Below are 12,008 nucleotides of genomic sequence, written 5' to 3' on the forward strand. Positions count from 1 at the left end.
GATGTGTAATTTTTAAGCACAATTAATTATTTTCACGGGACGCCCGTGCCACACTTATTTTCACGGGACGCCCGTGCCACACTTATTTTCACGGGACGCCCGTGCCACAATTTATCATAAATTTGGATGCTTATCAACTGTTTAAGTTTGTTGTACTGGCAGTTCAATGATAAACTCGGTTCCCTTCCCCAATTCGGACTCGCACCTGAGCGTTCCTCGGTGATTTTCTACTAGGATTTTGTAGACAATAGATAATCCTAAACCAGTACCTTTACCGATCGCCTTGGTGGTAAAAAACTGCTCGAACATTCGTTTTTTTACCTCTGCTGTCATTCCCGATCCCGTGTCAGAAATCCTGACTCTGACGCAATCTAGCCCAGCGAGTTCTGTGCGTATCGAAATTCTTAGGGCTGGATCGGGCTGATTTTTTGCTGCCTCGTCCAAAGCATCGATCGCGTTACTAATTAGATTCATAAATACTTGATTTAGTTGTCCGGCATAACACTCTACACCAGGCAATTTTTCATAATTTTTAACTATTTGAATCTCGCGACGGTCTTTTTTAGCATTGAGACGGTTACGCAAAATTAGGATGGTGCTGTCAATACTGTCGTGCAAATCGCACAGGTTCATGTTAGTGTTATCTGTTCGCGAAAAGCTGCCCATGGATTTGACTATTTCGCGAATGCGATCGGAACCCATGTGCATGGAAGACATAACTTTAGGCAAGTCTTCAACTAGAAATTCGAGATCGATGTCTTGGATTTGATCTTTTATTTCGGAACAGGGGTTGGGATAGTGTTCTTGATATAGACGCAGCAGGTTCAGTAAATCTTGGGTATAAATTTCGGCATGGCTCAAGTTGCCGTAAATAAAACTAACTGGGTTATTAATTTCGTGGACGATACTTGCCATTAGGGCTCCCAGGGAAGACATTTTTTCGCTGTGGAGGAGTTGAGCTTGAGTTTGCTTGAGTTCGCGAAGTGCGCGATCGATTTGGGCTGCTTGAGCTTCGGCTTTGGAGGTGGCTGCACAGCTTTCTTGATAAAGTTCAACCTGTTTGAGGTCGATTTCAAATTGTTCGATTTCGCTTTCTTGCTGGTACTGACTCACGACGGCATCGAAAGCTGTTAACAATTCGCCACCGGCAGCTTCGATAATGTACTGTAGATGGGGATTCTCCTGCCTGAGTTCGGTGTCTGGAACTTGCACTAATGCTTTTATGCGATCGATATATTCGCGCAGTTGCTTGTCTAGATACAGCGGCGCCTCAAAATACATCGCTTTGACGGTGGGTGAAGGGGGACTCGCCAAGTTGATGCTGCTGTCAGTATGAATTAAATCGTGGTGAGATTTTTCCATAAGCTCGATCGCCTCTAACAAATTTCCGCGCAGTTTGGCTCTTTCTGGCGCATTCCCAGAGCCAACTAACCTCATGCAAAAAAATGCCGATCGCTGGGAAAGCATTCGCTGGCGGCCGCTGATGTTAATTACCGCTGCACTAACTTTTCTGGCTGTCGTAATTTCTTCCAGATTAAAGTAGTTTCTCAGTGCCGCCATTCGTAATACTCCAGAATCAACTAAATGTTTGTAGCTCGTGCTGATACAAGATTGTATAACCATAAAAAAAATTGTACAATACAGCAAGTAATATATGCTGTCTTTACTATTAAAGTAGTATACTTTAATACAATTATTTTTTATTGCTTGCTTGTAGCAGAAGAAAGAAGGAAAAAGAAGGAAAAAGAACAAGAATAAGCAATCAACTGCATGGGGAAAAGGCTATTCAGAGTGTTCTAACCGTCGAACGTGCCATATCATAATTTTCTAGAATTTCGCTTGTTGCAAAGGTTTTCTTAATTATCCAAAAATTTACTAATCAATTTTGCGATAATTTGAGCTTGAGTTTGCGGCAACCCGTGAGTGGCGTTGGGAATAATTGCTAACTCAGCTCCCGGTATCTCATTGGCGTAGGTTTGACAGTGCCATAGAGGAATTGTTTCGTCGCTATCTGCTGCAATGACTAAGGTAGGAATTTGCAATTTGTGAATTTCTTTTTCTACTGTGTCAACGGCGTCTTCTGGTCGCATCCGGCTCATTAAAAATGACCTTGCTACTGGTTGATACATTAGCTCCCTGCGCCACCCGGAAATTTCTTGCAATTTCTCACTTTTCCCCGCTAATCTAGCAAAAGGTTTTGCTAGCTGCAAGGCCCAATCAACGGCGGGTGTTTCCCACAGCAATGGTCGCAAAGCATCGTACTGACCGCAAAAACTGTCGTCCCGGATTCCCGCAGGTGCTGCTAACACTAAACTGCTGACAGATTTGGGATATTTTAGGGCGTATGCAGATGCTACCCAACCGCCAAAAGAATGTCCGATGATGCCGCATGGTTCGATGTTTAGTTGTTGTACAACTTGCCGCACAAAAGCAACTTCTACAGCTACGTCGTATTGGATTTGTGGTTTGCTGGATTCTCCAAAACCTAACATATCTAAACTGATGCACCGAAATTGAGATTGCAATAATTCAATTAAGGGTAGCCAGCAAGTCTTTTCTCCGAAAAAACCGTGCAGCAACAATAAGGGTGGGCCGTTTCCAATGTCGAGGTAGGTGGCTGTTTGGCTGTGGCTATTGACAAATGTACTTAATGTGTGCTTGTGTGCTACTGCTGCTTGGGACTGCATGGGCGATCGACTCCTGATCAGAAGGAAGAAGGAAGAAGGAAGAGGGAAGAAGGAAGAGGGAAGAGGGAAGAGGGAAGAGGGAAGAGGGAAGAAGGAAGAAGGAAGAGGGAACAGTGCCCTTCGGCTTCGCTCTAGGTAAAAAGAGGGAAGAGGGAAGAAGGAAGAGGGCTTTTTTTATTGTCGTGAGAGAAGGAAGAAGATATACACGGCAGGCTTGAGCGCGATCGGCATTTTACTTTTAATGAGGTGGATTTACTTAATTTAAGCAATACTTGTAAATAATTGTAACAAAAGAGCAGTCCAAAGGTTAAACTTCATTACAGAGTACAGAATTAGAAATAGAGCGTGATAGTCTCTATTATTATTTCAAAAATACTGCAAACTCAAAGCAGGAGAACACTTTGAACTCTACTTTAAAACGTTACCCGGCTTGCTCCCTGCGCGAAGATGTCAGTGAGTACGTAGCACACCTACAGCTTCACATGACTTTACAAGCTCGAAATTTGCTCCCTACGATTACTACTGCTAAGGACAGCCGCGAACAACTGTTGCAGCAGACTCAGGCTCATTTTGAGAAGCGTGTTTCTCGCCAATCTCTTTAAAGAATTTTTCGGTTTCCCAATTGTTACGATCGCCCACGATCGATTTTTCCCCAAGTTTCATCATCCCAGAAACCCGGTATCTTCAAAAATATCGGGTTTCTTTTCGCGGAATAGGCAGGAGACGCGGTTTTGGGTAAGATGCGTTGAGTATGCTTTAGTTTTATGTTTATGCGAATTCCGATTATTGCATTTTTGAGTTTGGCGGCGGTGGCTGGTGGGGAATTGGCGGCGCGGGCGATCGATGCGACAGTCGTACCGAGTGAGGTGGAGGTTAGAGAAGGAAGCGGAGAAGTTGACAGGCGAGACGCCTATTCCACAAGGGCGCAGAGGGAGGAGGATGAGGTAATTGGTGATAACTTAACGTCAAACCCACCGTCTCTCTTGTTTGTAGCCGAGTCTCGATCCCCCCTAACCCCCCTTAATCAGGGGGGGACAAGAGATATTCTCAAAGTCCCCCTTAATCAGGGGGGGACAAGAGATATTCTCAAAGTCCCCCTTATTAAGGGGGATTTAGGGGGATCTAGACTCGACTACAAGCGACATTTATTATCGGTTTCAGTCTTAAGTTCTCATCAATCGGATGAGGTGAGTGCAATTGTGCGGGATTTGCCAACATCTGATGAGATTGCTGTTGCTCCTGAAGTTCGATCGCCCTCAGCCCAGGACGATCGCCATAAAGATTTTACATCTCTGTTACCAACTGCGGGGACGATCGCCACCAAAGCCGAAATCCCGGAAGCAGTCAACGGCAACGCGCAACAGCTAGGCGGTACTCTACCAATCAGTCAAGGGAGAAATGTTGAGGGCGTTTACGTTGCAGAGGTGAAAATTCGCTTTGTTAATTCCCGAGGCGAAGCTGTTGATAAAAAAGGGAATCCGATTAAGGGGAGAATTTCGGAAGATTTTATCCGAGGCGAGCTCAAACTTAAGGCGGGGGATAATTACAGCCAGCAAGTTGTACAACTCGATTTACAACAGTTGCAACAGTTGGGATTGTTTGACAAGGTGACGGTTTCTACTGAAGAAGTTGGGACGGATATTAATGTAATTTACAATGTCGAAGAGCGATCGGCTCGTTCTGTTGGGGCGAGTGTCACTTTGAGTGATGATGTTGGTGTGGCTGTTCCTCTTTCCTATGTCGATCGCACTTTCGGCACAAACGGCCAGCGGTTGTCGGTGGAAATTCAGCCCAGCCTCCGAGGTGTGGAGTACGATGTGCGGTTTGTCAGCCCTTACGTTGCGGCCGATGACCGTTTGGGATACAGTGTGAGAGCTTTTGGCGATCGCAGAATCTCGGAAATTTTCAACAAGGATATTAATTTGCCCAATGGCGATCGAGTTCGAGAAATTCGGATGGGCGGAAATCTCGCTGTTACGCGGCCTTTGGGCGATTGGCGGGGAACTTTGGGACTGAATTATACCAATATCAGCACGCGCGATCGCAATTTAAATCTTGCCCGCCGGGACGTACTCGGCAATCCTCTCACATTCAGCGGTGCGGGCGTTGACGAATTGTATACTGTTTCTTTTGGCGCTACGCTCGATCGGCGAAACAATCCATTCAACCCAACCAGCGGCTCGATTCTCAGCCTCAGTACAGAACAGTCGATACCTCTCGGACGCGGCAACATTGTGAGCAACCGACTGCTAGCAAATTATATACAATATGTACCAGTAACTTTGCTGGGCATCAGCGAGTCGGAAGCTTTGCCAGAAATGTTGGCTTTTAATCTGCAAGGGGGAACGGTAATTGGAGATTTGCCACCGACGGAAGCGTTTCGCCTGGGCGGCCGCAATTCTGTGCGGGGCTACGACGGCGGGGAAATTGGCAGCGGGCGGAGTTATTTTTTGGCTTCCGGCGAGTATCGGTTTCCGGTTGGTAGGGATGTGGGTGGCGTGATATTTGTTGATTTTGCGTCGGATTTGGGAACGGGTGACAGCGTGTTGGGAAAACCGGCGGTAGTCAGGGATAAACCGGGGACTGGGGCGGGTGTTGGTTTGGGTGTGAGAGTGCGATCGTCCTTGGGATTAATTCGCTTGGATATGGGTGTCAGCGATGACGGGGACATCAAATTTGTACTCGGTACAAAGCAGCGATTTTAAATAGTTGACAGTTGTCAGTTGACAGTTGTCAGTTGGCAGTTGGCAGTTGACAGTTGGCAGTTGGCAGTTGACAGTTGACAACTGAAATTTGTCATATCAAATCCGGTAGCATCGGAATAATATATTTGAATTATATAGTGCGAGCGTCTCGCTCGCGAACCAATCGTTCGCTATGGACGCTCGCACTAATATCAGTTGACGATATCTGCTCATTGACACTCTCGGGAGCATCTCATTTTTGCAAAAAACATTTCTTTCTACAGTGCTGTCCCCGCTCGCTTGGTTCTATAAGCAAGCGAGCGGGGACAGCACTATTTTAAAAGCAAAACTGAGAAGCGACCAAAATTAAAGACACAACAATGTTGTGTCCCTACGGTGTTTTAGGCAATTGAGAATTGCTATATTTAGGCTCGTAACTGCTTAACGCTTTGGTTTCTTCATATCCATCAGTTTCGGTTTCACCGCCGGAGTGCGCGGGTAAAACTTAAACTTATTGAGCGCCGCACTTGCCGATTTGGCCACACCGCTATCTGTATCTCGCAAAGCTCTTTGCAAGAGCGGAATCACTTTTTCAGACTTAATCATTGCTAGTGCTTCCACAGCAGCTTCGCGCACTTCCGGGTTGAAATCTTGAGCTAATTTACCCAAGGTTTCTATGGCTCGCTGACCGTCGGTTCTCAAAGCATTAGCCGCACCCATTTTACCTAAAGCAGACGCTGCAAATTTGCGAGTTTCTGTGTCCTGACTTTGAACGCATCCCATCAACTGCGCCACCGATGAGTAGTTTGGTGTTTGTCTGGGAGATTCAAGCGTTTGTCTGATTTCGAGTTGTTCTAAATCAATTGATTGTGGTTCGGAAAATTCTGTGTAATTTAACTCTTGTTCAACTTCAGGTTGATTGAACTCAGGTTGATTGAACTCAGGTTGATTGAACTCACTTGATGGTTCTTCTTGCCAAACTTCTTGTTGTGGTAAATCCGATGTAAATTCTGTTGGATTTAACTGACTGAACTGTTGCTCCGGGATTTCTTGTTGTTGTACATTACTCTCGTATTGCTCTTGCAAAGACCTGATAGTAGCTTGCATCTGAGCTTCGCGAGCTTGAAACTGCTCGTGAGCGGCTTGCAACTGACTTTCGTATTGCTGTTGCAAAGCCTCCGTCGTTGATTGTATGTCAACTTCGCTGTTCCCATATTGCGAGGCAGCTTGTCTCAATTGAATTTCGTGTTGTTTTTGCAGGTTTTGAAAATGTTCATCCATCTGAGCTTGATAACTGTCATGCAATTCGTCAGAAAGTGTGAGTATATGACGTTCGTGTTCGGCTTGCAAAGATTGTATGTTTTCCTGAAGCTTAGCATTGTAAGCGGCTTCTAATTCCTGGGTGACTTGTCGGATCTGCTGCTCGTGGGAGCCTCCAACTTGTTGGAGCCGATCGCGTTCTGCTAAAACTTGTTGGAGTCGATTTTCGTATTGAGTCGCAACTTGTTGAATCTGATTTTCGTATTGAGTTGTAACTTGTCTGAGTAAATTTTCGTGTTCAACAGTAGCGCTTCTAAACCGATCTTCTCCTTCTCGGTGTGGAGATTCGGTAGTTTGTTGCATTCGAGATATCTGAGCTAGTTCTATATCCTGAGCTATTCTGCGAGTTTGCAGCAAGTGTTCTTGCTTTTGCTTGTGCAACCGCTTTTCCACTAACCAGTAAGCCGCTGCTATCCCCGCCAAAAAACCTACGATCGCTCCTATGATTTCCACAACTGAGCTCCTCCGGACAATATAGTGATGCTGGACTTTTTACAATTTAACCATACAGCCGGGAAGTCCCGCGCTCTACCTGTACAATCCGTGAGCGTCGGGCTCAAAGGCGAGCGAGTTGACGATTACAGCCGAGCCGCACAACGCGCAGCGTTTGAGGTTTGAGGCTTGATGAGAAAACGAGCCAACTTATTGACAACCGCAAAATCCTTGTGTTAATTTTTTACCAGAAATGCCGATAGCCGATAAATGCCGAAAGCTTACAAGTTCCGAATCTACCCAGCGCCCACCAGCAACAGTATTTTGCTGGTGATGAGAGGTTGTTGTCGATGGTTTTGGAACTATAGTTTGAATAAGAGCCAAGTAACCTATAAGGAAACTGGTAAGGGATTGAGCAGATTGGCTATTCAAGGTATGCTACCAGCGCTCAAGAAGGAATACCCTTGGTTGAAAGATGGGGCATACTCACAAAGCTTGCAAGTAGTAGCACTGAATCTATCAACTGCTTACAAAAACTTCTTTGAGAAACGTGGTGGGTTTCCTAGCTTCAAATCCAAGCACAACAGGCAATCTGTCAGCTATCCCCAGAATGTGAAAATTCTGGAGAGCACTATAAAATTTCCGATTATTGGTGAAGTCAAAGCCAAGATTCATCGCCAGTATGATGGCACGATCAAAACTGTAACGGTATCCCAAAATCGAGATGGTTCGTATTTTGCATCGGTACTTGTTGATGATAAAATTGGCACTCCAGATGCTAATATCGAAGGAAAAGCAATTGGCTTAGATGTTGGGCTAACTGATTTCTTGGTCACGTCTGACGGCTCTAAGTACAAGCATCCTAGAGCAACCGCTAAACATCGTAAAAATCTGAAGCGCAAGCAACAGAAGCTAAACCGAAAAGTCAAAGGCAGTAACCGACGGAATAAAGCCCGGAAGTTAGTAGCCAAGGTGAATTCTAAAATCAAAAGAGTGCGTGAGGATTTTCTGCACAAGCTATCCCGCAAGATAGTCAACGAAAACCAAGTAATTGTAGTAGAAGATCTAAATATCAAAGGAATGGTAAGAAACCATTGCCTAGCCAAAGCTATCTATGATGCTGGCTGGGGAATGTTTGGAACAATGCTTAAGTATAAAGCCGAGGCAGAAGGCAAGGTCTATTTAGAGATTGACCGATTCTTTCCTAGCTCCAAAACTTGTAACCATTGCTTGTTCAAAGTTTCTAAAATGAATTTGAAAATACGCCAATGGAAATGTCCTAAGTGTGATTCTGTGAATGATAGAGATATCAACGCAGCGCTAAACATTAGAGACGAAGGCTTGCGGTTTTTGGCGTTGGGAATCAGCGCTACTGCCAGTGGACGCAATGTAAGTCAACCCGGAAGAATCTCGGTTCTTTCGGATGCTGTTGCGGTGGAAGCTGGAAGCCCACTCTCTACCGCAAGGTGAGAGTTGGGTAATTCACCCATATAGCCTCTTGTAACCGCCCAAGAGCAGCAGCCAGACTGTCACTCCCAGCCAGTGAATCACCACCGCAGGCCAGATGGAACCGATGAGCAGGTATGCGATGGAGCACGCTACTCCCAAAACAGCGGCGAGTAGCAAAAACACGGGATTCTTGACATACCTCCTCGTCCTGAAGGAGCGAGGATTCCTTGACGCTTCACAGCAATGTGCTACCGAAGTAGTCTTACCCTCGCTCTGCGTCCGTTTAGAGTCTCCCAATGCCCTGTGGCGACTATGTTTCATTGTACTCAAGCCTAAAGCTTATTGTCTTCAGGGATGTAGTTAAACATTGCCCCTCGGAACTGTCTAGGTACGCTCTCATCGTAGCTATTTCAACGTGTCTTGAGCCTGTAGACTTCTCTATTTTAGCACAAAGCCGTCCTAAAAGGACGGGGTTTTAAACCCATTTTTCTGATAAAGGTCGATCGACCGATCGGATAAAAAGTCAGCGCGTTGAGCGGGTGGTAAGCTACAAACAGCACCAAACTGGAGCATCCCCAAAACCACAGCATTAGCCCAGAAGCATTCTCAAAAGCGTGCGGGAGCATTAACACGCGGAAAAAAACTTCCTCAGTCAGCCCCGGAGTTAACAAACAGCCCGCGAGCACTCCCGCAATTATCGGCCCGGAGGTTTGCACGTCTACTTTCAGAAATCCCGACCAAAAACCGATGGGAAGTGCGATCGCGCTATAAACTAGCACCAGCAGAGCTACAACCAGCCAATCGGTGAAATCGGGAATAGTTGAAAAAGCGTGGGTGAGGCGGCGTGCTAGCAAGTCGAAGGGAAGAAGCGAGAATAAAGAGAGAAAAGGAAGCATCTCAGTTTTTGCTTTTATAGTGCGAGCGTCCCCGCTCGCTTGGTTCTATCAACAAGCGAGCGGGGACAGCACTCAAACACAAAAAATGCTTTTTACAACAATGAGATACTACCGTTTATTTTAAAGCTTTTAATCGATCGAATAACTGAGCAACTTTGGTCAAATCTTTATCTCCCGGCGCTATTTCTACGCCGCTCGAAAGGTCAACACCGCTGAAGTTATTGCCGATCGCGCGATCGATCGCATTTAAAATATTATCCGGTGTTAAGCCGCCCGCCAGCAGCCAAGGACAAGCTGGTTTAAACTCTGCTAACATCATCCAATCTATAGTTTTGCCAGTACCGCCAAGTTGAGCCGGATGGTAAGCATCCAACAGTAAAGTATCGACACGCAGGGCGTAAATTGCAGCGGTGGCTAACGTTTCATGACTCTTAACTCTCAAAGCTTTGATAATTTCAATTCCCGGCAAAAACTCGCGCAGCCGATCGCAATATTCCGCTGTTTCATCTCCGTGCAGTTGCACCCCACTTAAATTTGACTCTGCCGTTACTTGACAGATATTTTCTATTGTGGTATTTGCAAACACGCCAATGCGATCGACATTTTTCGGCAACTGTTCGACAATCAGGCGAATGGTTTCGGGGCTGACATAGCGCGGGGAAGCGGGTACGCAGATAAACCCCAAAGCTTGGGCTCCCAAACGGGCGATCGCCATTCCCTGGTCTAATTTAGTGATTCCGCAAATTTTTACCCGCACTCTTTTTCCTCTGTGCTGAATTTGTATCAAAATATAAACGAATTGTTAACTATTAAAACAAATCTTAGTTTAATGCAAAATACTTTTTATAATTTTCTAAATCAATTAATCTGTGAAATCCGGAGCATATAAACATGATTAACTCATCTTTGCTGTTAGCCGTACCATCTGCCACTGCCTTAACGGTGGAGTGGACACCAATGGTAGGACTGACAATGATTATATGCAACTTGCTGGCGATCGCGATCGGCTACTACGGCATCAACAAACAAAACCGAGGCAAGGGCCCAGCTTTACCCGTTGCAGTCCCTGGAATGTTCAAAGGCTTCGGCATCCCAGAATTGCTGGCCACAACCAGCTTGGGCCACTTGCTCGGGGCAGGAGTAATCTTGGGCTTGGGTAACGCCGGAGTGCTTTAAAAATCACGGTTTGGGAAAGGCAAGGGTTTGAAAAGATATAATAGAAATTCATTCTTCCTCTCCTTTCCCAGGAAACTTTCATGCAGACAGGTTGGCGAATCGGCTCTTTATTTGGCATCCCGCTACTCATAGATTATTCGTGGTTTATAATTTTAGCCCTAGCAACCCGCGAATACGCCAGCAGTTACCGATTGTGGGGATCTGCGCTCTCCTGGAGTGCCGGGTTCGCAATAGCTTTGCTACTATTTGCTTCCGTACTGTTGCACGAATTAGGGCACAGCTTGGCGGCGATGTCGCAAGGCATTAAAGTTAATTCTATTACTCTATTCTTATTTGGCGGAGTAGCTTCGATCGACTCTGAATCAAAAACTCCGGGTCAAGCTTTTCAAGTAGCTATTGCTGGCCCTCTCGTCAGCTTTGCGCTGTTTTTAATCCTCGGTTTGGGTTCTCAAGTTTTCCCCCAGACAAGTTTGCTATCAATTATAACAGAAAAAGTAGCAGTAATCAATCTAGTTTTGGGATTATTTAACTTGATTCCCGGGCTGCCTTTGGACGGAGGACAAGTTTTAAAAGCAGCAATTTGGAAAATCACTGGTTCTCGATTTGCCGGCGTGCGTTGGGCTGCAAAAACAGGACAAGTTTTGGGTTGGTTGGCTGTTGCTTTCGGTGTCAGTTTATGTTTGTTAGCGCGCCAGTACGGCGGTTTGTGGATGGCGCTGATCGGCTCTTTTGCGATTCGGAATGCTAGTAGCTACAGTCGCTTTACTTCGTTGCAAGAAGCGCTGCTCAAAACTAAGGCCGCCGATGCAATGAGCCGCGAGTTTCGAGTTGTCGATGCAAATTTGAGTTTGCGAGAATTTGCCGATCGCTATTTGCTAGAAGTCAATCCCTTTCCATTTTACATCGCTGCGACCAACGGGCGGGATTTGGGCTTAGTGTCGATCGACGATATCCGCTGCACAGAGCGCAGTCAGTGGCAAATTCAGACTTTGCACAACATTTTGCAACCCCTGGAAAAAACCCCCACAGTCTCCGAAAAAGCATCCATTGCAGAAGTAATTAACAGCATGGAAGCCCGCCAACTCCCGCGAATCCTCGTCCTTTCGTCCATTGGTGCAGTCGTAGGGACGATCGATCGGGGCGACGTGATGAAAGTTATGGCAAAATACCTCAAACCCAAGATTTCCGAAGCTGATATCAAGCACAGCAAAGAAGAAAACAGTTATCCGCAGGGATTGCAGTTAAGTGCGATCGCTAAAACCGTACAAGAAAATTAATTTAAAATGGGGCATCAATAATCCAGATTAGTCACAATTTCAGGTTTCATTCAGTTGACAGTTGACAGTTGACAGTTGACAGCTTGA

At 45.8% G+C, this 12,008-nt stretch carries 12 protein-coding genes; 6 read left to right on the forward strand and 6 right to left on the reverse strand.

The window, feature by feature from the left end; all coding sequences use genetic code 11:
• Positions 1 to 141 precede the first annotated feature (141 nt).
• Together JGK07_RS19260 and JGK07_RS19265 are read right to left on the reverse strand one after the other, a co-directional pair.
• Positions 142 to 1,623, reverse strand: a complete 1,482-nt coding sequence (locus JGK07_RS19260; protein ID WP_293193467.1) for an ATP-binding protein — start codon at positions 1,621 to 1,623, stop codon at positions 142 to 144.
• A gap of 233 nt (positions 1,624 to 1,856) precedes the next feature.
• Positions 1,857 to 2,687, reverse strand: coding sequence for an alpha/beta hydrolase (locus tag JGK07_RS19265; RefSeq protein ID WP_293226064.1), 831 nt, complete (start codon positions 2,685 to 2,687; stop codon positions 1,857 to 1,859).
• On the opposite strand from JGK07_RS19265, the gene JGK07_RS19270 reads away from it, so the two are divergent.
• From JGK07_RS19270 to JGK07_RS19280, 3 genes are all read left to right on the forward strand, one after another.
• Positions 2,686 to 2,826: a hypothetical protein gene (locus JGK07_RS19270; RefSeq protein ID WP_293185919.1), complete on the forward strand. Its 141-nt coding sequence runs from the start codon at positions 2,686 to 2,688 to the stop codon at positions 2,824 to 2,826. The genes JGK07_RS19265 and JGK07_RS19270 overlap by 2 nt on opposite strands.
• A gap of 262 nt (positions 2,827 to 3,088) precedes the next feature.
• Complete coding sequence (locus tag JGK07_RS19275; protein WP_293155365.1) at positions 3,089 to 3,289, forward strand: hypothetical protein; 201 nt, start codon at positions 3,089 to 3,091, stop codon at positions 3,287 to 3,289.
• A 168-nt stretch (positions 3,290 to 3,457) separates the two neighbouring features.
• The gene (locus tag JGK07_RS19280; RefSeq protein ID WP_293241524.1) at positions 3,458 to 5,392 is read left to right on the forward strand and encodes a BamA/TamA family outer membrane protein; all 1,935 of its coding nucleotides are present in this window, start codon (positions 3,458 to 3,460) and stop codon (positions 5,390 to 5,392) included.
• A gap of 420 nt (positions 5,393 to 5,812) precedes the next feature.
• Here the strand turns inward: JGK07_RS19280 and JGK07_RS19285 are convergent, their stop codons facing one another.
• Positions 5,813 to 7,144, reverse strand: coding sequence for a HEAT repeat domain-containing protein (locus JGK07_RS19285; protein WP_293241521.1), 1,332 nt, complete (start codon positions 7,142 to 7,144; stop codon positions 5,813 to 5,815).
• 249 nt (positions 7,145 to 7,393) lie between these two features.
• Here JGK07_RS19285 and JGK07_RS19290 point away from each other — a divergent pair, with 249 nt between their 5' ends.
• A complete protein-coding gene (locus JGK07_RS19290) occupies positions 7,394 to 8,593 on the forward strand; it encodes a transposase (protein ID WP_293193479.1) in 1,200 nt (399 codons plus the stop codon).
• Between the two features lie 12 nt (positions 8,594 to 8,605).
• On the opposite strand, the gene JGK07_RS19295 is transcribed toward JGK07_RS19290, so the two are convergent.
• The 3 genes from JGK07_RS19295 to JGK07_RS19305 form a co-directional block, all read right to left on the reverse strand.
• The gene (locus JGK07_RS19295; RefSeq protein WP_293177818.1) at positions 8,606 to 8,755 is read right to left on the reverse strand and encodes a hypothetical protein; all 150 of its coding nucleotides are present in this window, start codon (positions 8,753 to 8,755) and stop codon (positions 8,606 to 8,608) included.
• A gap of 260 nt (positions 8,756 to 9,015) precedes the next feature.
• The gene (locus JGK07_RS19300; RefSeq protein WP_293193478.1) at positions 9,016 to 9,468 is read right to left on the reverse strand and encodes a CPBP family intramembrane metalloprotease; all 453 of its coding nucleotides are present in this window, start codon (positions 9,466 to 9,468) and stop codon (positions 9,016 to 9,018) included.
• Positions 9,469 to 9,583: 115 nt separating this feature from the next.
• A complete protein-coding gene (locus JGK07_RS19305; protein ID WP_293196565.1) occupies positions 9,584 to 10,225 on the reverse strand; it encodes a phosphoribosylanthranilate isomerase in 642 nt (213 codons plus the stop codon).
• 134 nt (positions 10,226 to 10,359) lie between these two features.
• Between JGK07_RS19305 and psaK the strand changes: the two genes are divergently transcribed.
• Both psaK and JGK07_RS19315 read left to right on the forward strand, forming a co-directional pair.
• Positions 10,360 to 10,644, forward strand: coding sequence for a photosystem I reaction center subunit PsaK (gene psaK, locus JGK07_RS19310; protein ID WP_293177824.1), 285 nt, complete (start codon positions 10,360 to 10,362; stop codon positions 10,642 to 10,644).
• Between the two features lie 80 nt (positions 10,645 to 10,724).
• Positions 10,725 to 11,921, forward strand: coding sequence for a site-2 protease family protein (locus JGK07_RS19315; RefSeq protein WP_293224093.1), 1,197 nt, complete (start codon positions 10,725 to 10,727; stop codon positions 11,919 to 11,921).
• The last annotated feature ends 87 nt before the right edge of the window (positions 11,922 to 12,008 follow it).

Source organism: Microcoleus sp. PH2017_24_DOB_U_A, assembly GCF_020738205.1.
Classification (GTDB): Bacteria; Cyanobacteriota; Cyanobacteriia; order Cyanobacteriales; family Microcoleaceae; genus Microcoleus.